Here is a 20,594-nt window from a genome sequence, read left to right on the forward strand (position 1 = left end):
CAGCTCCTACAAAAGCTGCATCACTCGGACTTGCGGATCTTCTCGACAATCGCCGTGGTCGAGCTGTTTTCCACCAGCCCCAGCACTTTCACGGTACCGCCGTAGGCCGTCACGATGTCCGCGCCGACCACCTGGTCGATCCCGTAGTCGCCACCCTTGACCAGCACGTCCGGCTTGATCGCGCTCAACAGGTTTTCCGGGGTGCCTTCCGGAAAACTGATGACCCAGTCCACCGCGCCCAATCCGGCCAGCACCGCCATGCGCCGGTCGACACTGTTGATCGGACGGCCCGGCCCTTTCAGGCGGCTGACCGATGCGTCGTCGTTGATCGCGACGATCAGGCGGTCGCCCTGGGCCCGCGCCTGTTCCAGATAGGTCACATGGCCGGCATGCAGGATGTCGAAGCAACCGTTGGTGAAGACAATCCGTTCGTTGTGCGCGCGGGCATCATCGACCGCCAGCAACAGCTGCTCAAGACCCAGTACACCGCGCTCGGAACCCTCCGCGCGCTGGATCGCGCGACGCAGTTCCGGCGCACTGATGGCCGCCGTACCGAGCTTGCCGACCACGATACCGGCCGCCAGGTTGGCCAGGGCCACGGCGTGAGGCAGTTCTTCACCCGCGGCAATCGCTGCTGCCAGGGTGGAAATCACTGTATCGCCGGCACCGGTCACGTCGAACACTTCACGGGCACGGGCCGGCAGGTGCAGCGCCGGATGATCCGGACGCAGCAAGGTCATGCCGTGTTCGCCACGGGTCACCAGCAAGGCACCGAGGTCCAGGTCGTGCATCAGTTGCGCGCCCTTGTTGACCAGATCGTGTTCATCGGCGCAACCACCGACGATGGTTTCGAATTCGTTGAGGTTCGGCGTGATCAGGCTTGCGCCACGGTAGATCGAAAAATCCTTGCCCTTTGGATCGGCCAGCACCGGAATGCCACGGGCCCGGGCGGCCTGGATCAGCGCCTGATGATTTTTCAGTGCGCCTTTGCCGTAGTCGGACAGCACCAGCACCTTGATGCCTTCAAGCAACTCGTCGACCTGCGCGGCCAGCGCCAGCGCGTCGGTGGCGAAGGGTTCTTCGAAGTCGATACGCAGCAGTTGCTGGTGACGACTCATGACCCGCAGCTTGACGATGGTCGGCTGGTGCGCAATGCGCTGGAAGATGGCCCGCACGCCAGCGCCCTTGAGGCTGTTGACCAGGCTATTGGCAGCTTCATCGTCGCCGGTTACACCGACCAGCGAGGCCGGAGCCCCCAGGGCGGCAATGTTCAAGGCAACGTTGGCAGCGCCACCCGGACGGTCCTCGATGTGATCGACCTTGACCACCGGCACCGGCGCCTCAGGGGAAATCCGTGAGGTACCACCATGCCAGTAACGGTCGAGCATGACATCGCCGACCACCAAGACAGGGGCTTGATCGAATCGCGGCATGGACAACTTCATGGTGCAACCCACATACAGAATGAACAGGGGCGCGATATTAACACAGGGTTGGCGTCGGCTTGTGCGGTGGCTGCAACGGGATGATTTGCCGGGTGTTTTTGCTCATTTTTTGAGCAAAAGAACCGTCAGGCGACGGCACCGGCACGAAAGGGCGAGCCAGGCTCGCCCTTTCGGGGTCAGGCGATGTCTTCGGCCGGGGCGTCGAGGCCCATCGCGTTGAGGCGCGAGTAGTAGCCGTTTTGAGCCAGCAGCTGCTCGTGGGTGCCGCGCTCGACGATTTTCCCCTGATCCATGACCAGGATCAGGTCGGCCTTCTCGATGGTCGACAAGCGGTGAGCGATCACCAGCGTGGTGCGCCCCTTCATGACCTGATCCAGGGCAGCCTGGATATGCCGCTCGGACTCGGTATCGAGTGCCGAAGTCGCCTCGTCGAGAATCAGCAGCGGGGCATTCTTCAACAGCGCCCGGGCAATCGCCAGGCGCTGACGCTGGCCACCGGACAGCAACACGCCGTTTTCCCCGACCTGGGTGTCCAGGCCTTCGGGCAATTGAGCAATGAAGTCCATCGCGTAGGCATCTTTCGCCGCTTTTTCGATGTCTTCACGGGGTGCCCCGGCCAGGTCGCCATAAGCGATGTTGTTGGCCACGGTGTCGCTGAACAGGGTCACGTGCTGAGTCACCTGGGCGATATGCCGACGCAGGTTCAACAGCTTGTACTGTTCCACCTCGACGCCATCGATGAGGATTTCGCCCTTGTTGTGGTGATAGAAACGCGGAATCAGGTTGGCCAGGGTCGACTTGCCGCTGCCCGAACGTCCCACCAGCGCCACCATTTGCCCGGGCTCGACCGAGAAACTGATGTCATTGAGCACCTGACGCTCGGTGTCAGGGTAAGTAAAGCTGAGGTTGCGCACGTCCAGGCGGCCGCTGACGACATCACGCTCGACGGTACCGGTATCGACTTCAGGCTCGACATCCAGTTGCTCGAAGATACTTTCAGCACCGGCCACACCTTTCTGGATGGTCGAGCTGACTTCGGACAGCTGGCGAATCGGCTTGGGCAGCAGGCCGGCCAGGGTAATGTAGGCCACCATGTCGCCGGCGGACGCATCGCCACGCAGGAACAGCACCAGGAACATCAGCACGGCCATGGCGGTGTAGATCACCAGTTGCAGCAGCGGCGTGTAGATGGCGCCAGTGCGGGTCATGCGCAATTGTTTGTCGGTATTGCCCTGGCTGGCTTCGAAGAAGCGTTTCTCTTCGTACTTTTCACCGCCGAAGCTGCGCACCACGCGATAGCCCTGGATCGTTTCGGACGCCACGTGCGTCACGTCGCCCATGGCCAGCTGGATTTTCTTGCTTTGCTTGCGGAATTTCTTGCTGGCCGTGCGCACCATGATGGCAATCAGCGGCAGGATGGCGACCATCACCAGCGTCAGGCGCCAGTTCATGAACAGCAGCGAGGCAAACAGGAAGATCACCGTCATGCCTTCACGAATTACGACCTTGATCGCATCTGTTGCCGCCCCCGTGACCATGGTCACGTTGAAGGTGATACGTGAAATCAGGTGCCCCGAGTTATGCTTGTCGAAATACCGGTTTGGCAACACCAGCAGGTTATTGAACAGCTGGACCCGCAAGTCATGGACCAGGCCCAGGGAAACCTTGGCCAGGAAGTAGTTGCCCAGGTACGACCCCAGCCCCTGCCACGCAGCGATCAGGATGATCAGCAACGGCACCGCCTGCAGCAGTTGCAGGTCGCGCAGGTAAGGCACGGTTGGAAACAGCGCCGCTTCAGGATTGGATAGACCGTCGACGAAGTACTTGAGGATGTAGCCCAGCATTGGCTGCGTCGAAGCGAAAATCAGGAAACCGACGATGCTGATCAGGAACAGGCTGATATACGGCCGGACATAGCCGAGCAGACGGAAGTAGATTTTCAAGCTCGATGGGCTTGCGGAGAGACTGGAGTCGGTCATATCACGCGAATGTCGATGAAAAGGACGCTGACTTTAGCACAGCTTCCCCAGGGTTCTGGCAATCGCATACAGTCTGTGTATTGTGGCGCGTCAAATAGCCACCCGCTGCCCCTGCCTTGGTATGGTCGCTCAATTCAGGAATAAGTTACTCAGCATGCAATTAAACGCTTTGAACAGCACGTCCAATAGAATCTTCGATTTCATTTGTTTGTGGATCCTTCCACTCGGTTATTTATTGCTGCTTTGTGCCCTGTTTTTCCTCCCGGGGCGCAGTGTGCATCACAAGCTCTACTATGGTCTGTTCAGCATTCCGACACTGATTGCACTGTGCCTGCGGCCGCGGCTCGCCAAGGAGCTGCTGCACGAACCGATCGTCATTGCAGTCCTGCTGTTTGTGGCGTGGGCGATGCTCAGCCTGGGCTGGGGCCCGGGCGACGAAATCGACTTCGGTCAGTTCAAACCGCCATTGCATACCCTGATGCTGTTCGTTGGCTGCTATCTGCTGGTGCGCTATCGCAGCGAAATCATCCAACCTTTGCTGTTCTGCGCCGCAACGGTGGCGCTGATCACCTCTGTCTACAACCTGTACCGGTTCGGCCTGATCTACCAGCCGGAAATGCGCATGATCGGTGTCGGCGCGTTCGACAATCCATTGCTCAGCTCCCACGTCTTCGGCTTTTTCTGTACCTATTGGCTAAGCCTGAGCATGACCTGCAAGCGCCCCCGGATACTTTGGTTGAGCTTGCCAGCGATGGCGATCATGTTCGCCACCGTGCTGGCCACCGGTTCCAGGACCCCATTGGTTGCATTGACGCTGGCGGCGCTATGGCTGTGCTTCATCTGCTGGAACCGACGCTCGGTCGTTCTGCTTGGTTCCCTGTTCATTGCCGGAACGGCGACGTTCGCGCTGTTTGCGGACAAAATCATTGAGCGAGGCAGCTCCTTCCGTATCGAGCTCTGGCAATTGACCCTGGACAGGATCGCTGAACATCCGTGGATCGGACATGGCTACAACGCCGAGCTGACCCTGGACCCAGGCGTCGGCTACACCCTTGAGGAACCCCATAGCTTTGCCCTCGGCGTGCTTTACTACGTCGGCATTATCGGTCTGCTGCCATGGCTGTTTTTCCACGCGTGGGGCCTCATCAGAAGCTGGCGTCATCGCGTGCAACCGCTGCTCATCATTGCCTCGGCCTGGCTGGCGTTCGGCATCGGCGCGGGTCTGACTGAAGGTGGCGGGATTATCTCGCGCCCCAAAGAGCACTGGTTCCTGCTGTGGATCCCCCTGGCGCTGATTGCCGCATTGAGCATCAATCAACGGGCCAGACGCCTGCTGGACGTGCCGATCAAGACCACGACGCCAAGCGCCCTCCAGCAGCTGACGGCCGATGCCCGGATCATCGAAGAAGACGGTTTGGGCCCCAAAGTCCTGCGCCTGACCGACGGCAGCTTTCTCAAGCTGTTCCGCCGTCGCCGCTGGTATACCTCAGGCAGTTTCACGCCCTATTCCGATCGTTTTGCCGTCAACAGTGTGCAACTGCGCGGCATGGGCATCCCGACCCCGCAAATCCTCGATCTCTACCGGTTCGAAGACGGCAGCACTGCGGTGCACTACTCGCCGTTGTCGGGCAACACGCTGCGCCAGATCCTGCAAGGCATCACCGCCCCGGCGGTGCGCCAGGCACTGGTGGAGCGCTTCGGCAAATTCATGGCTCAACTGCATCACAAAGGGGTCTACTTCCGCTCCCTGCACCTGGGCAATGTGCTGGTGCTGGAGGACGGAGAGTTCGGCCTGATCGACCTGGCCGACCTGCGAATCTACCCTTCTTCATTGAGCCCTTCCCTGCGTCGGCGTAATCTGCGCCATATGCAGCGCTACGCAGAAGATCGGCGTTGGCTGTTCGAAGATCACTTCGAAGCGCTACTGCAGGGATACGCCTCGGCGGCCTCGAAAGCCGACGTGGATAATTTGCACAGGCAAGTGCTGGCGGGGAGTCCTCCGGCCCGGGCTCACTGATGACAGAAACCAACCCGCTTATCGCGATGACGGGCTACCTGCTTGCCATCGCGACCGCTGCGCTTCTGCTGCGCACGGTGCCAGGATTCGCCCGACAGCTGGAGCATGGTGGTGAAAGCCGCTTTGCCAGCATCGACGGCTTGCGCGGGTATCTGGCTTTCGGCGTGTTCGTGCACCATTCGGTCATTACCTGGATCTTTCTGCGAACCGGCGTGATCGATTTTCCGCCGAGCAATTTCTACTCGCAGCTCGGCCAGGGCAGCGTTGCCCTGTTCTTCATGATCACCGGATTTCTGTTCTGGGACCGCTTGCTCACCCACCGGCGGCAACACGACTGGCTGGCATTTGCGGTATCGCGGCTGTTTCGCCTCTACCCGCTCTACCTGCCGCTGATGTTGATCGTGTTTGTCTGCGTGTTCTATCTGCAGGACTGGGAACTCAAGGACTCCGGTATCCAGCTCATCGGTCAGGCCCTCGCCTGGCTGACCTTCGACCGGCCAGACGTCAACCAGTACCACCAGACGGGCATGCTGATCTCCAATGTCACCTGGACGCTGGGGTACGAGGTTTTTTTCTATCTGGCCCTGCCACTGGCCGCCATGGTGTTCATTTATCGTGGGGGCTGGATGCAGACGGTGCTGTGCCTGATCGGCATCTACGCCCTGTATGAGGTGCTCGGATGGGAACATTCACTGAAGAAGCACTTCCTGGCCAGCTTCCTCGGTGGCATCGCTGCGGCGTACTGGATTCGCCGACCACAATGGGTCGCCTGGAGCCTGACTCCACTGGCGGGCATCATCGCCCTGCTCGCCCTGGCCATCGCCTTTACGGTGTTCAACCGTGCATTCAACCTGGGGGCGCTACTGCTGCTGTCACTGTTTTTTGTGATCGTGGCATCCGGCAATACCCTGTTCGGCGCCCTGAGGCCACGCAGCATTCGCTGGCTGGGGGAAATCAGCTACAGCACGTATTTGCTGCACGGTTTCGTACTCTGGATTCTGGTGCAGCGACTGCCGCTGTTGTTGCATCTTGACGCCCGGCAAGCCTGGGTCTTCCTGCCGTTGCTGGCCGTGTGCAGCTGCCTGCTGATCATCATCAGCAGCCTGACTTACCAGTACATCGAAAAGCCCGGTATCAATGCCGGCAAAAAAACCCTGCACTGGTTGCGCCAGAACAGGAAAGCCGGGGAAGAACTGGAGAAGACGGCTCAACAAGGTTGAGCAATCCCCCCTTGAGTCCCCCGCCTGTCTCAGTCTTTCTCCAGCCGTGAGAAATACATCCGGCCCAACCCGCGCCAGGTTTTCTTGTTCCAGGCCTTGAAGGGAATCTGCGCCAGCAACTCACGCGCCAGCTTGCGATCACGGTTGGCGGTCTTGAGGAACATGGAATTGAGAAACTTGTAGCGCACCTCGTCATACAGCGGGTGATCGCTGAAGAGCGCGTAGGTGCGCAGGATGCTGTCGATCATGAAGCGGTGATTCTTGTAGGAGTTGGTGGCGTGCTTGCGATAGCGCGCCATCAACACGTTCAAACCATCGATGTAGTAACCGGCATGGGTCACCTTCAACTCGATCAGCAAATCTTCCAGGCGAATGGTCGGGTCGAAACCGCCCACCTTCTCCAGCGCTTCGCGCCGGATCATCAGGGTGGGTGCCGGAGGATAGGGCTTGCGCTCCAGGAACATGTCATCGAAGTCCAGGCGACGGAACGGCACATCCCGGCGTTGGCGCTTCTCCGGGTAGAGATTGCCGTCGGCATCGATCAGTTCGATGTTGCCGGCGCAAATGCCGACCTCGGGCTTGCCGTCCATATGCGCGACCTGGATGGCGATTCGTTCCGGCAACATGATGTCATCCGAACCGAACGGCACGATCAGGCTGCCCTTTGCCCGGGCAATCGCACCATTGAGGGTGTTGGTCAGCCCCTGGTTTTCCTGGACCCGAAAGTCGAAGCCATGGGTGGCCTGCAACGCCTTGATCCGCTCGACGCTGTCATCCTTCGAACCATCGTCGACCACCAGCAACTCAATGTTCCGATAGGTCTGGTTGAGGACGCTGAGAATACTCTGCTCGATGTAAGGGGCGTGGTTGTACGACGCGATAATGACCGTGACGATGGGTTGCGCGTCGTTCATGGCTGTTCCTTGCGGGCCTGTTCCAGGCCGGAGTCGATCAGATTGAGGTATTCGCGACGGAACTCCTCGATGTCATGGTGTTGTTGCAGATAACGGAAAGCCTGCTCGCCCTTGGCCTTGAGTTCGTCATCCGACAGCCCGAGGTACGTGTCCAGCGCAGCTTGCAGCGTCGGCACATCCTTGGGCGTAATCGCCAGGCCACCGGCCCCCTCGATGAGCGGCAACATGGCCGGCACGTTCGAGGCAATCACCGGCAAATGCCCGCTCATGCCTTCCAGCAACGCCAACCCGAGGCCCTCGGCCAGGGACGGCATGGTCCAGATGTCGAAAGCGCGAATGTACTGCAGGGCAATTTCCTTGAACCCCAGCAAATGGGCGCGACCGCCGAGGCCAAGGCGGTCGATCTCCGCGGCCAGGCGCGACTCTTCGCGGCCGGCACCGATGATCGCCAGCTGGGTATTGGGGTATTTGTCCTTGAGCGCGGCAAAGGCCTGTAGCAAATAGATGTGGCCCTTGACCGGCACCAGCCGCCCCAGCGCACCGATCAGCCGTACCGACGGATCGATGCCGAGCATTTCACGGGACTTTTCACGAGTGTGCTGCAGACCTTCGGCTTGCTCGATGTCGATAGCGTTGGTGATGGCATAGGTATTCTGGTCGGTGAACCCACAGTCGCAGTCCAGCAGATACTGCTTCACCGCTGGCGACACGCCGACGAAACGCCAGTGACGATCGATCAGACGCTGGGTCTGGCGGCGCCGGTAAAAACGGTCGTACTCGCCAAAGCCGTGGGAAATGCCGATGCACAGCGGTACTTTCAACCAGCGGTTGAGCGCCAGCATCATGTTCACCGGCTTGAAGCGGTTGCAGATCACCACATCGAATTTTTCCCGGCGGCAGAACTTGTACAGCTGCCACATCGCCCGCAAGCGCATGCCCTTGAGGGATTTGTCGGAAAACTCGAAGTACACCGAACGATCGGCCCGGCTCACCGCTTCGCCCGGCCCGGGTTTGCCCCGCAGAAACGCGGCGGTCACTTCATATCGATCAGTGGGCAGGGCCTTGACGATTTGCTCCGCGAGGTCGGCGAAATCATGGGCTTTGACGTTGTAGTCAGGCTGCAGCTGCAGGACCTTTGACCGCTGACTCATAACTCTCCCCGCTGAGAAACATTGCCTGGTATGTGCTTGATGGACCACAAAAGCTCGTGGCGCCGGACGGCCTTGCGAAAGAATTCGTTCTCGCCGTAGGTGGGCGGAACCCGGCCAGCCAACAGCCGCTGGATCAAACGACGCAGGCGGCGCTTGAACGGCATCGGCGGCTGCAGGTCGTGCATCATGCCCAACGCCATGGCCTTGTCCCGCTGTTGCTCCAGCGGCATCGGCAGGCAATAAGGCTGCATCGGCTGGACGGAATCGAAGGCCGGCGGCAAGGCGATGCCGTCACCGCTATCGCCCATCGGCCAACGGTCGTTGTCGTGCAAGTGGTTGGCGTAGCCCAACAGCGTGGTCGGTTGCCAGTCCAGGCCTTGCAAAGCCTCGAGGACTGCCGCCTGGGCGCAGATATGATCGGGATGCGGATCCAGGGTCGGATGCGGCAGGACGATGACCTCGGGCCGGGCCCGCAGCAGCAATTCGCGCAGATCGGCCAGCAAGTTGTTCCAGGTCGGCGCGCCATCGGCATCGCCTGGCAGTGCGAAAGGATTCAGCTGGCGAAATAGTCGGGTGTCGCTCAGGTCGGCTTCCCGCGATCCCGCCGGCACGCCAGGCGCGGCCTGCATGCTCGCCAGTTGCAGGCAAAAATAACCCAGCTGTACGCAACGGGCCTCGGGCACACCGGCCCAACGCGGTACGGCAATGCTGTCCCAGGCGCGCAGGCGGCCTTTCAAGCGCGCCGCATCGACCTTGTTCAGGCCCATCTGCCGGTAGTGTTCGGCTTCGATTTCGCCCGCTGTCAGCGTGACAATCCAGGTTTCGTCGGCCTGGCTGTACAAACCGTAGGCCGCCAGCTCGGCGTCATCGGCGTGGGGCGCGATGACCATCACCCGCTGACGCCGGTAATCCGGATGTTCCAGCGCCCAGAGCACCGGCTCACCGAACACCCGACAGAATCGCCCGCGCAAGCGCAGGTCACCACGGGACAGCGCCTGAGCCTGACCACTGAGATTGAGGTAGCGCAGGCCGTTTACGCCCCGTTCGAAGGTTTGTCGGTCGGGGTTTTCGCCCCCCGTCAGCTCGACCACCGGATCAAAAAAACGGCCCAGCCAAGTGCTTTTTACTCGCAGGGCCAGCACCAGCGTCGCGTCGTCGACCAGCATCACGCCCTCGTCCAGCCGCAAATGTTCACCGCTCAGGTGCACCTTGGGCTGTGGCGTGTACGGGGGAAAGCTGTACTGGTAATCGTCTTTCGGCGAGTAGAACAGATGGTCGGCAAACCAGGCTTCGTGGGCAATCCAGCCCAGAACCGCCAACACCAGCGGCAACCACCAGGCCACCAGCACACCGATGACGATCAACAGCACCAGCGCAATCAACAGGCCGATACGTTTAGTGCGCCGATGGCGCTTGAGCAGTTGCTGTTTGCGGCTCATGACTTGGCTCATACGGTGAAGACCGGCACAGGGTTGCACCAGCGATCCTTGTATTCACGGTCGGCGCGACCGAAAGAAAAACGCAACGGTTTGTCCTGCGCCCGGGCATGCTCCCAAGCGCTTTGCGTATTGAGAAAACTCAGCACGCTGCCGGGGCTGAACTCGCGAGTCTCGGGATCGACCCCGCCATTGATGTACTCGACACTGATCCACTGCGGGGTTTCGACGCGGTACACCAATTGAATCGCAATCGGCGCATCGTTGAGAAAAATCACCGAACCGATCAGCAACTCGCGCAGCAACTCGATGACCTCGGCCATGCGTTTGGCACCTGTCGCCGGGAAACCCCAGCGGCGCTGGAACAGGTCGCAATAAATCGCAGACAGCTCTGCGCTGGAAAATTCGGACACCGGCCGCACCACGCCCCCGGCCTCTTCCAGCAGGCGCAATTCACGGCGCTGGTTGTAGCGAAACTTTTTCGATAGTTCTTCCGGTGTGCGGGCCATCGCCAATTGTTCGGCCTGCAACCTGATGCCGGTGAACCGCCCCTCGTTCAACGCCGACAGATAGCGCCCGCGATGGCGCAAAGGCGCCTGGGCATCGGCCGCGGCAGGCAGGATGATCTCGGCGTTGCCCAGGTCGAACAGGCCTTTCTTGCCGCGACGCTTGAGCACGTCCTTGGACAAGGCCAGGTCGCGACCCCAGGTCGGAATCGCCGCCTTGACCTCGCCACCCTGCATCCAGGCCAGGTAGCGCACCGGGATGTCTGCCAGTTGCGCCAGGCGCTCGACCACCATGGGATGAGTCGCGACGCTGCCGCCATAACGCTGCCAGGTTTCGGCGTAAGTCGAGGCGTCGACTACCGCCCAGCCACGCTCGCGCCAGCCTTGAAATCGGTTGAGCATCAGCCCCTCTGTGCCAGTTCGGTAACGTGCGGCAAGTGCCAGAAAGCATCGCGCACTGCGCGGTCGGAAAAGCGTTCGCGCAAGCGCTCGAGCATCATCTCGGCACACTGCCGGCGTTGCTGATCATCCATGCCGGCCAGGTGTTGCAGGCCCTGGGCCAGATGTCCGGCATCGCCCAACGGGAACAGGATGCCCACGCCTTCGACCACTTCCTTCGCGCCACCGCACGCCGTGGCGAGCAAGGGTACGCCGGCGGCCATGGCCTCCAGCAGCACCATGCCGAACGGTTCGTGATCGGAACTCAGGGCGAACACATCGAAGGCCCGGAAATAGTTGCGCGCATCCGGCACCTGGCCGAGGAACAGCACCCGGTCGCCGATACCCAGCTCGCGGGCCTGAGCCTTGAGGTCTTCCTCCAGGCGCCCCTTGCCGAGAATCACCAACTGGCTGTTGGCCGGCAACTGCGGCAATGCCTCGGCGAAACCTTCGAGCAACGTGGCCTGGTCCTTGTCCGGATGCAGGCGGCCGACGTTGCCGACAATCCAGGCATCCGCCGCCAGTCCCAGGGTTTCCCGGGCCTCGCGAGCCGACACCTGCGTGGCTTGCAAGGCATCGACGTCGATGCGGTTGTACAACGTCTGAATTCGCGAAGCCGGCCACTTCGGCAGGCAACTGCGCATGTCGTCGCGCACCGCGTCGGACACACCGAGCAGGCTCAAACGCTTGCGGAATATATGGGCGAACAGTTTGCGGCTGCCGCGCTTGTAGTCTTCAAACCCGTGGTGCACGCCAATGACCGGCAACGACGTACCGAGCAGGGCGATATAGATAGGCTTGAAGCGATGAGCGATGCAGAAACTGAAGTTGCGCGACGCGGCGATCTTGCGCAGATCGCCGATGGCGCCCAGTTTCAGGCCACGAATGGCCTTGGAACTGTACTCCATGAACAGCACCTCGTCGGAGGCGCAGCCCGCGGCGACTTCGGCATCGGCAACCCCGGTGAGGAACACCGTGGTCACGCGATAGCCAGTCCCCGCGAACAGGCTGGCGTACTGCCGTGCGCAGTCCAGGAACGGCCCGTCATAGCCGTGGCAGAACTGCAGCACATGACGTTCAGCCGAACGTGTCATAGGCGTTTGCGCCCTCTTTGACCACCAGGATGTCTTCCATGATCAGATACTGTAGATCCGAACCGAAGAACATGTTCAGCGCATCGGTCGGCGAGCAGATCATCGGTTCGCCGCGACGGTTGAGCGAAGTGTTGAGCGACACACCGTTGCCGGTGAGCACTTCCAGCGCTTTCATCATGTCGTAGTAGCGCGGGTTGTATTCGCGCTTGAGCACCTGGGCGCGGGAGGTGCCGTCTTCGTGGACGACTTCCGGCACGCGGGTCTTCCATTCTTCCGCCACTTCGAAGGTGAAGGTCATGAACGGAGCCGGGTGATCGATCTTGATCATCTGCGGCGCCACGGTGTCGAGCATCGACGGGCAGAAAGGCCTCCAGCGCTCGCGGAACTTGATCTGGTGGTTGATGCGATCGGCCACGCCGGGCACGCTCGGGCAACCGATGATCGAACGACCACCCAGTGCACGCGGACCGAACTCCATGCGGCCCTGGAACCAGGCCACCGGGTTGCCGTCGACCATGATCTTGGCGATCTGCTCCGGCATGTTGTCGAGCTTGCGCCATGTAGGCTTGTTGGCGTGACGGGCGCAGGCCGCGATCACGTCTTCGTTGCTGTACGACGGGCCGAGGTAGACGTGTTCCATCTTCTCGACCGGTACGCCACGCGCGTGGGACACATAGGCTGCCGCGCCCACTGCGGTACCGGCATCGCCGGACGCCGGCTGTACGAACAGCTCCTTGACGTCATCGCGAGCGATGATTTTCTGGTTGAGTTTGACGTTCAACGCACAGCCACCGGCGTAGGCCAGTTTGCCGGTTTCCTTGAGCACGTCGCCCAGGTAGTAGTCGATCATCTGCAACGAGATTTTTTCGAACAGCGCTTGAATGCTGGCCGCGTAGTGGATGTAAGGCTCGTCGGCGATGTCGCCTTCGCGCTTGGGACCCAGCCACTCGATCAGCTTCGGCGAGAAGTAGTAACCCTTGCCCTTCTCTTTATAGCGACGCAGGCCGATGACGTTGGCGTAGTCGGTGTTGATCACCAGCTCGCCGTTTTCGAACGAAGCCAGGCGCGAGAAATCGTATTTGCTGGCGTCGCCGTACGGCGCCATGCCCATGACCTTGAACTCACCGTCGAGCATATCGAAACCGAGGAACTCGGTGATCGCGCCGTACAGGCCGCCCAGGGAGTCCGGATCGAAGAATTCCTTGATCTTGTGGATCTTGCCGTTTTCGCCGTAACCGAAGAAGGTCGTGGCGTACTCGCCCTTGCCGTCGATGCCCAGGATCGCGGTTTTCTCTTTGAAACCGGAGCAGTGGTAGGCGCTGGAGGCGTGAGCCAGGTGGTGTTCGACCGGCTCGATCTTGATCTTCTTCGGATCAAAGCCCAGTTGCTCCAGGCACCAGACGATCTTGTTGCGATAGCGCTTGTAGCGACGGTTGCCCATCAGGATCGCATCGAGTGCACGGTCCGGGGCGTACCAGTAGCGCTTGGCGTACTGCCAGCGGGCCTTGCCGAACAGGCTGATCGGGGCGAACGGGATCGCTACCACGTCGACATCGGACGGCTTGATGCCAGCCTGTTCCAGGCAGAATTTCGCCGATTCGTAGGGCATGCGGTTCTTTGCATGTTTATCGCGTACGAAGCGTTCCTCTTCAGCCGCCGCGACCAGCTTGCCGTCGATGTACAGGGCTGCGGAAGGATCATGGCTAAGGGCGCCGGACAGGCCAAGAATCGTCAATGCCACAGGGGTCTAGCCTCTTTAGTCTGCATGCAGGCGCAAGCGCCTCAAAAATTAATGTGCCCTCGCAAGGGGCGAGAGACAGCTAAAGGGCGGGATTATAGCGTAAAAGCGGCGGCTAGCCTCTAGCCGCAAGCGGCGAGCAACTGCAGCGGGGACCTCACGGCATTTTCAGCCGCGCGAAGGCCGCCAGTAGACAAGGATATTGCCGTCCACGCTTTGCCGGTAAATCGTGTAGGGCAAGGCGGCGGTGTCCAGTGCGCCGGACAGGGCCAGGTCGAGCAAAATGAGCGGTACGAGGACACCCGTGGGATCGGGCGGTGCGTTCAATACGCAGAAGTCATAAGCGAAGCCGCTATAGATCCGGGGAATGGACTGGCAATAGGTCTTTTGCCTGCGCAGCCCGTGCGCTGCTTCGGCTTCATCCTGCAGGACCGTAGCGGCGGTCCCGCAGCCCATTAGCGACACGGATAAAACGCCCGATGAAACTGCCATTTTGATCGACACAGCCTGCCCTCCGAGAACGTCAGGCAAACTAGCATCGGGGCGATTTCGGCCACAGTTCATGGCTTCCCAAGATCGCGTAGGACGGTTCACAAGAACTTGTCTGCTTTCTCGGTTGGCTGTTCGGGCCTCTTCGCGAGCAGGCTCGCTCCCACATTTGGACCGAGGCACGCACAGGCTATGTGTTCACCAACGATCCCTGTGGGAGCGAGCCTGCTCGCGAAAAGGATTCAGGTCGCGCTGGAGATGTCTTTGGGCAAACGCTGATCGATGACCTGGTAAAGGGCGCTGCCTTCAGGCCAGTTACGCATGAACCGCGCCCGATCCCGCGCATATGCCGGTGCATAACTGCCGAGCGAGCCGTGCTGGCACATCGAGTCGAGGTCGATCAACGCCCAGCGATCCTGCTGCCAGAACAGGTTATGGCCCTTGAAGTCGCCATGACTGATACGCAAACGAATCAGCTCGGCAAACAGATGATCCAGCGCCGCCAGTTCGGCCTGCGGTGCGTCACCGCTTTCAACATAGGGCGCAAAACGCTCGATGATGTCCGGCCCCGGCAGATACTCGGTGATCAGGTACGCCCGGCTGCGCAGCCACAGGAAACGCGTCTCCAGCAACGCCAGCGGCTTGGGCGTGGCAATCCCGAGGAACGCCAGGCGATTGCCTTCGCGCCATGAATGCCAGGCCCGGCTCGGGCGCCAGAAACGCTTGAGCCAGTGGGCAAAACCCTTGATGTTGTAGCGCTTGATCACCAGCGTGCGGCCATCCACCTCGACCTTGCCAACACTCGCCGCGCCGCCGGTCTTGTACAGATGCCCCTGATCGAGCAAGGCATCGGCCTGCTCCAGCACCGGTACCATCGACGCCTCTTCCTCGCGGCGAATCGCCCGCAGTCCGAAGGCCCCGCGCTGGACGCTGAACAGCGTGCACTCGCGGCCGACCTTGATCAGGTAGTCCTTGAGACGCCAGTTGCGGACCTTGTCGATCTGCTTCTGCAGCGCCTCCATGGGCAAGGCGTGTTCACCGTTGCTGAGCAGGTAATACACCAGCAACTCTTCAATGAAGGGCTCAATCGACTTCGGCAACTGGGCGAAGAACACCCCGAGGTTTTCCAGGACTTTCTGCCGCGACAGCGGCTGGCCAGGCGTCTCGCTGCAGATACCGGCACCATCGATCAGGTACAGGCGGCCGCCCTGGCGTAGTAGATTGTCCAGGTGCAGGTCTTCCTGCCACAGGCCCCTGCGATGCATCTGACCGATCGCACCCAACGCCTCGGCCAGTACCGCCCCTTGTCCATCGGACAGTACGGGCTGCTGCTCAACCTGCTTCCAGGTGTCACCCAGGCTTTCGGCATGCTCAAGGAAATCAAACAGCAGCCAGCCACCCTCGCCGTCTTTCAGGCCGTCGGCCAACAACTGCGGCGTGGTCAGGCCCTGGTCGGAGAGCAGGCGCACGCCGTCCAGTTCACGCTGAAAATGCCGTGCAGCCTTGCTGCCGACCAGCAACTTGGCCAACACCGGCCGACCACGCCAGACACCGGCACCGACATAACGCTGCCCTGGCAATACCCGCAACAGGCTCAACAGTTGCAAATCGGCGGGGCCGGCGGCATCGGCCAGCGAAACGCTCAGCGGCAAAGCCGGATGGCGGCCAGCGGATTTCAATTCGGACAAACGCATCAACGTGGCCCCTTTTGGCTGCGCCGTGCGGTCAAGCGCTGCAACCAGCTGTCGATCAGCGAGCTGTCCTGCGGCTGATCCAGATACGCCGCCAGCAATTGCCGCAGCTGCGATTCGCCCCACTCGGGCGCGCGGCGCGTCAGCGGTTCCAGGTCCTTGATTCGGTCACGCTGCCCGTACAGCAGCGGCCGGGTCTTTTCCAGGTCGATCAACTGAGCCTGGTAGCCGTGGCCGGTGGCACGCATGAAAATGTGTTTGGGATAGAAACACCCGTGCACCTGGCGTGCAGCGTGCAGTTGCCGGGCCAGTTCGCCGCTGGCCTTGAGGATCTCCGAGTGCTGCTCAGGGCTCAATTCAGCCCAGCGCTGTAACAGCGAGTCGAGGTCGTCCCAACCGTCAAGGGCGCGGGTCAGCAGGATCGCGCGGACTTCGCCATTGACCTTGCGCTGCCCGTAGAACACTGCTTCCAGCGCTGGAATGCCCATCTTCCGATAACGGGAGATGTTGCGAAACTCGCGGGCGAAACTCGGCTCGCCGAACGGCGCGCGCAAGGTGCGGGTCAGGTAGTTGCTTTGCCGCTTGAGGTAGTAACCATGACCTTCCAGATCCAGTCGAAACACGCTGCTCCAGCCGCCGCGACCGGTGTTGGGTTCGTCCACCGCATCGAGCTGTTTGGCCCAGAGTGCCTCGAACGTGCCGAGACCATGGCGCTCAAGCAGCGCACGGTCTTCAGCGGCCAGAAAATCAGTCATTCGCGTCCCTCGAAAAATCTCACCACGTGCCGGATGCGTTTCTTGTCCGCGGCGTTAAGCCGGGTCCGGTTGCGGTATTGCAGGTAAAAGCGCAGGCGCTGGGTAGCCGACAGTTGATACTTGGCGACCTTGTCCAGGCAGGCCAGATCCTTGGTGATGCGGTACTTGAGCCAGAAACCGCGCCAGAAATCGCCGTTGGGGCAATCGATCAGAAACAGTCGAGCCTCATCGTCGATCAGCAGGTTGCGCCACTTCAGATCATTATGGGTGAAACGGTGGTCGTGCATGGTCCGGGTGTACTGGGCCAACTGACGACTGACGGCATCGACCCAGGCACGATCCGACAGTTTCGGATCGCATCGCTCGGCCAGTGCCGACAAGTCTTCGGTACGCGGCAGCTCCCGGGTAATCATCGCGCCGCGAGCGTAGGCGGCACCGCGCCGCTCCAGCCCCCAGGCCACCACTTCGGCCGTGGGAATGCCCCACTTGGCGAAGCGCTTGAGGTTCTGCCACTCCATCTTCACCCGAGGCTTGCCGAGGTAACGCCGCAAGCCTTTGCCGGCACCCACGTAGCGCTTGACGTAATAGTTGACGCCATTGCGCTGAACGCGAATGACCTCGGAGAGCAGGTCCTTGGTCAACTGCTCGCCCTGAAGCGCAAACACCGCCTCAAGGCTGCCGAAGTCCTCTGCCAGTTCGCTGTAGGCCGGCTCCAGTTTCCAACCCGACATCAGAGCGCATCCCCGTATCGCTGTTTACGCTCGTAGAGCTTGTTGGCCTTGCCATCGAGCCATGCCAGCAAACCGGCCTCTTCACTCAGGATCTGACGCAGCGGCTGCTGGAAATAGCCTTTGAGAAAACGCAATTTGTCGCGGCGGGTCAGGCCGATGTCCAGGGCTGAAAAGTACAGGGCGGCCAGATCCTTGTTGCGCCAGCGCGAGGTGATCGCCGGACGGGTCTGGGCGCGGTGCAGGTCGATCACCGAAAGCTTGAAGTCATCAAAGGTCACCGGTTTGTCGGTGTGCAGCAGGAAATGACAGATGTAGCAGTCGCGGTGGTTGACCCCGGCACGGTGCATCATGCCGGTCATGCGTGCGACTTCGGCGATCAGCGCGCGCTTGAGTTTTGGCTCGGGCGGCTGCTTGACCCAGTTGACGCTGAAGTCTTCGAGGCTGACGGTGGGCGCCAACTCTTCGGTAACGATGAACGAGTGCTGGTCGGCCGGGTTACTGCCCTTCTCGCCATACGCGACGGCGGTCATGGTCGGCACGCCGACTTCCTGCAGGCGCTGAATGGCCTTCCACTCCTGGCCGGCACCCAGTACCGGGAGCTTGGCCGTGAGCAGGTTCTTGAAGATCTCGCCCCAGCCGATGCCACGGTGGATTTTCACGAAAAACCCGTTGCCGTCGACTTCCGTGCGCAATGTCCGGCGTGCTTCCAGCTCGCGGTACACCTCGCCCTTGAGCCCCTCGACTTCGGCGAACGGGTCGCGTCCGGCCCAGAGGCTCTTGAACGGTTCAGCCAGCATCAACTTCATTTAAGCGTGCTCCGCCAGAATCACATCGGCCGCGTGTTGCGGCATGCTGTAGAGGTCGGCCGTTTCGGCGAAGGCCAGACCATTGCGGCTCCAGGCCGCCCTTGCTTGAGCGTCGTTCAACATGCCGGTCAGGTATTGCGTCAGCTGCGCCTGATCGAAGGGTTCGTCCAACACCAGGCCAGCATCGGCCTCGGCGATGTAATGGGCGTACCCGCACACCGCGCTCACCAACACCGGCAAGCCGGCCACCAGGGCTTCGAGCAGCACGGTGCCGGTATTTTCGTTGTACGCCGGGTGGATCAACAGATCGGCACCCAACAGGAAGCGCGGGATATCGCTGCGCCCCTTGAGGAACGTGACGTTGTCGCCCAACCCCAATGTCGCGCTCTGCATCTGGAATAACTTGGGGTCATCCTGGCCAATTACAAACAGCCGGGTGCGCTTCCTCAGCTCCGCAGGCAATGCCGCCAGTGCCTTTAGGCTGCGGTCCACACCCTTGGTCTTGAACCCGGAGCCGATCTGCACCAGCAGCAGCTCGTCGTCCTTGAGGTCGAATTCAGCGCGGAACCCGGCGCGAATGTCATCGGCATCGGCCGGCCGGCGACGGTCCTGGGCGATACCCGGTGGCAGCAGATGGAAACGCTCCAGCGGCGTGTCGTAATGCTTGATGAACAGCGGCTGCTGAACCTCGGAAATCATCAACACTTCGGTCTTCGCATCCTTGGCGAAGACCGCGCGCTCGTATTCGGCGAAGTGGCGATAGCGGCCCCAACGGCGATACAGCGAGTTGCGCAGGTTCTGCGCCTTGTCTTCGAAGCAGCCGTCGGCGGCGTAGTAGACGTCCAGGCCCGGCATCTTGTTGAAGCCGATCAAGCGGTCAACCGGGCGCTTGGCCAGGTCGGCTTCCATCCATTCGCTGAGTTTTTCGTTGCGTCGATGGTTGAAGAACGCCTTGACCGGCGCCACCAGCACTTCGAAGCCCGGCGGTACGTCGCCCTCCCAGATCAGCGTGTAGACGCGAATCTGATGGCCGCGTTTCTGGCACTCCAGGGCAATGCGCATGAAATCGCGCTGCAAGCCGCCGAACGGAAAATATTTGTACAGGACAAATGCCAATTGCATCAGCGCAGCTCCTCAGCCATTAACAACGTGCTCAGTCGGCTGGCGACACGCTCGGGGTTCAGACGCGTGAAGCACAACGGCCACTCGCGTTTCAGGTCAAATTGACGGGTATCTTCGGCCGTCGGTTGGTAGGTGCATTTCTTTTGCAGGCACGGCGCACACGGGAAGTCACTGGCCAGGTGAATCTGCACTTTGCCGTAGGCGCCGGTCAGGCCCGGATTGGTCGGACCGAACAGCGACAACGTCGGCACATCCAGCGCGGCGGCCAGATGGCCCAGGCCGGTATCCACCGCCACGCAGGCTTGCGCGCCGGCCAGCACCTTGCCGACACCGGCCAGATTCAATTTGGGCAACACTTCGGCGTGTTTGAAACCGGCGGCGATGCGTTCGGCGCGGGCTTTCTCCAGGGCATTGCCCCAAGGCAGCTTCACCCCGACGCCAAGGTAGCCGACCCGTTCGGTCAGCTCGCGCCAGTAAGCTTCAGGCCAGTGCTTGGTGTCCCAGGTCGTGCCATGCAGAAACACCACGTACGGATTCTTGCGCGGCAACTCCACCAGGCGCTCGACATTCAGACCGTAGTCGCCCATGCCTTTGGGCAAGTCATAACCCAAGGCGATGGCGAACAACTGACGCACGCGCTCCACCGCGTGCTGCCCGCGGGCAACGGCCAGACGCCGATTGTAAAAACGCGCAGCGATGGGCTCGCGCGCCGAGCTTTTATCGAGGCCGGCCACCGGTGCCTTGACGTAACGGGTCAGCCAGGCGCTTTTCAGCAAGCCCTGGGCGTCGATCACCAAGTCGTATTTTGTGGCGCGCACGCTTTGCTTGAAGCGCTTCCACTCACCGCTCTTGATGGTCTGCCAGATGTTTTTGCGCCAGCGACGGATCGCCACCGGAATCACCTTGCCCACCGCCGGATGCCAGGTCGGGATTTCGGCAAAGCCTTCTTCCACCACCCAGTCGAACTTGATGCCGGGAATCGCCCGCGCCGCGTCGGTCAACGCCGGCAACGCATGAATGACGTCGCCCAGCGAAGATGTCTTGATCAACAGAACCCGCAAG

Annotated in this window: 17 protein-coding genes; 2 read left to right on the forward strand and 15 right to left on the reverse strand. The window is 61.0% G+C overall.

The genetic code is table 11. The features are described from left to right. Positions 1 to 20: 20 nt before the first annotated feature. Both hldE and msbA read right to left on the reverse strand, forming a co-directional pair. The gene (hldE, locus tag CD175_RS26525; protein ID WP_015093200.1) at positions 21 to 1,445 is read right to left on the reverse strand and encodes a bifunctional D-glycero-beta-D-manno-heptose-7-phosphate kinase/D-glycero-beta-D-manno-heptose 1-phosphate adenylyltransferase HldE; all 1,425 of its coding nucleotides are present in this window, start codon (positions 1,443 to 1,445) and stop codon (positions 21 to 23) included. Between the two features lie 176 nt (positions 1,446 to 1,621). Continuing rightward, the gene (msbA, locus tag CD175_RS26535; RefSeq protein ID WP_104451054.1) at positions 1,622 to 3,424 is read right to left on the reverse strand and encodes a lipid A export permease/ATP-binding protein MsbA; all 1,803 of its coding nucleotides are present in this window, start codon (positions 3,422 to 3,424) and stop codon (positions 1,622 to 1,624) included. Between the two features lie 154 nt (positions 3,425 to 3,578). On the opposite strand from msbA, the gene CD175_RS26540 reads away from it, so the two are divergent. Then, positions 3,579 to 5,441 (forward strand): O-antigen ligase family protein, encoded by a 1,863-nt coding sequence (locus CD175_RS26540; protein WP_104451055.1) that lies wholly within the window; start codon positions 3,579 to 3,581, stop codon positions 5,439 to 5,441. Further along, entirely contained in the window at positions 5,441 to 6,661 is a 1,221-nt protein-coding gene (locus tag CD175_RS26545) for an acyltransferase family protein (RefSeq protein ID WP_104451056.1), read from the forward strand. Before CD175_RS26540 ends, CD175_RS26545 begins: the two co-directional genes overlap by 1 nt. A 29-nt stretch (positions 6,662 to 6,690) precedes the next feature. On the opposite strand, the gene CD175_RS26550 is transcribed toward CD175_RS26545, so the two are convergent. The 13 genes from CD175_RS26550 to waaC form a co-directional block, all read right to left on the reverse strand. Continuing rightward, positions 6,691 to 7,575, reverse strand: coding sequence for a glycosyltransferase (locus tag CD175_RS26550; protein ID WP_104451057.1), 885 nt, complete (start codon positions 7,573 to 7,575; stop codon positions 6,691 to 6,693). Next, positions 7,572 to 8,726 carry a glycosyltransferase family 4 protein gene (locus tag CD175_RS26555; RefSeq protein WP_104451058.1) on the reverse strand — a complete coding sequence of 385 codons (1,155 nt, stop codon included), beginning with the start codon at positions 8,724 to 8,726 and terminating at the stop codon, positions 7,572 to 7,574. Before CD175_RS26555 ends, CD175_RS26550 begins: the two co-directional genes overlap by 4 nt. Then, on the reverse strand, positions 8,723 to 10,165 hold the full coding sequence (locus tag CD175_RS26560) for a PIG-L deacetylase family protein (RefSeq protein ID WP_104451267.1): 1,443 nt from the start codon (positions 10,163 to 10,165) through the stop codon (positions 8,723 to 8,725). The genes CD175_RS26555 and CD175_RS26560 overlap by 4 nt, the downstream gene beginning before the upstream one ends. A gap of 8 nt (positions 10,166 to 10,173) precedes the next feature. Further along, the gene (locus tag CD175_RS26565) at positions 10,174 to 11,070 is read right to left on the reverse strand and encodes an antimicrobial resistance protein Mig-14 (protein ID WP_104451059.1); all 897 of its coding nucleotides are present in this window, start codon (positions 11,068 to 11,070) and stop codon (positions 10,174 to 10,176) included. Beyond that, positions 11,070 to 12,200 (reverse strand): glycosyltransferase, encoded by a 1,131-nt coding sequence (locus CD175_RS26570; RefSeq protein WP_104451060.1) that lies wholly within the window; start codon positions 12,198 to 12,200, stop codon positions 11,070 to 11,072. Before CD175_RS26570 ends, CD175_RS26565 begins: the two co-directional genes overlap by 1 nt. Beyond that, complete coding sequence (locus CD175_RS26575) at positions 12,184 to 13,941, reverse strand: carbamoyltransferase family protein (protein ID WP_104451061.1); 1,758 nt, start codon at positions 13,939 to 13,941, stop codon at positions 12,184 to 12,186. The genes CD175_RS26570 and CD175_RS26575 overlap by 17 nt, the downstream gene beginning before the upstream one ends. A gap of 165 nt (positions 13,942 to 14,106) precedes the next feature. Next, positions 14,107 to 14,442, reverse strand: a complete 336-nt coding sequence (locus tag CD175_RS26580) for a YceK/YidQ family lipoprotein (RefSeq protein WP_104451268.1) — start codon at positions 14,440 to 14,442, stop codon at positions 14,107 to 14,109. Positions 14,443 to 14,669: 227 nt separating this feature from the next. Then, positions 14,670 to 16,121 (reverse strand): lipopolysaccharide kinase InaA family protein, encoded by a 1,452-nt coding sequence (locus CD175_RS26585; RefSeq protein WP_104451062.1) that lies wholly within the window; start codon positions 16,119 to 16,121, stop codon positions 14,670 to 14,672. Then, entirely contained in the window at positions 16,121 to 16,873 is a 753-nt protein-coding gene (locus tag CD175_RS26590) for a lipopolysaccharide kinase InaA family protein (RefSeq protein WP_104451063.1), read from the reverse strand. The genes CD175_RS26585 and CD175_RS26590 overlap by 1 nt, the downstream gene beginning before the upstream one ends. Continuing rightward, positions 16,870 to 17,604 (reverse strand): lipopolysaccharide kinase InaA family protein, encoded by a 735-nt coding sequence (locus tag CD175_RS26595; protein WP_104451064.1) that lies wholly within the window; start codon positions 17,602 to 17,604, stop codon positions 16,870 to 16,872. Before CD175_RS26595 ends, CD175_RS26590 begins: the two co-directional genes overlap by 4 nt. Continuing rightward, positions 17,604 to 18,410, reverse strand: a complete 807-nt coding sequence (rfaP, locus tag CD175_RS26600) for a lipopolysaccharide core heptose(I) kinase RfaP (RefSeq protein WP_104451065.1) — start codon at positions 18,408 to 18,410, stop codon at positions 17,604 to 17,606. The genes CD175_RS26595 and rfaP overlap by 1 nt, the downstream gene beginning before the upstream one ends. After that, entirely contained in the window at positions 18,411 to 19,532 is a 1,122-nt protein-coding gene (locus tag CD175_RS26605) for a glycosyltransferase family 4 protein (RefSeq protein WP_103397336.1), read from the reverse strand. Continuing rightward, positions 19,532 to 20,593, reverse strand: a complete 1,062-nt coding sequence (gene waaC, locus CD175_RS26610; protein ID WP_104451066.1) for a lipopolysaccharide heptosyltransferase I — start codon at positions 20,591 to 20,593, stop codon at positions 19,532 to 19,534. The genes CD175_RS26605 and waaC overlap by 1 nt, the downstream gene beginning before the upstream one ends. Between the last annotated feature and the right edge of the window lies 1 nt (position 20,594).

Origin of the sequence: Pseudomonas laurylsulfatiphila (assembly GCF_002934665.1) — a bacterium.
Classification (GTDB): Bacteria; Pseudomonadota; Gammaproteobacteria; order Pseudomonadales; family Pseudomonadaceae; genus Aquipseudomonas; species Aquipseudomonas laurylsulfatiphila.